We start from the raw sequence: 260 nt of genomic DNA, 5'->3' as shown, positions 1-260 counted from the left end.
GACGCCAAATCCTATGCGCGCCAGGTGGCAGGTGAGTTGGACAACTATGTGATACGTAAACGGGCGACCAAGCCCGATGGCCAGATTGTGTATCTCGATGTCCATAGCTCGTCGGTAAGGACTCCTGATGGCAGATTCCGCTATGGTGTGCGCGTCATCCAGGATGTCACGCTGGCTCATGCGATGGAAAACCAGGTGCGCGAAAGCGAGCGGCACATGCGCAATCTCCTGGAGGCTCTGCCGGCTGCGGTGTACACCAC

General features: G+C 58.1%; 1 pseudogene. It reads left to right on the top strand.

The features are described from left to right. Window positions 1–260: pseudogene (locus tag AC0L3U_RS39630) on the top strand (histidine kinase); the annotation flags it as partial.

It is taken from the genome of Bradyrhizobium sp. Kon69 (genome assembly GCF_055807515.1).
Note: the sequence above shows the minus strand (reverse complement) of the source record. Positions and strands in the feature narration are given on the sequence as shown.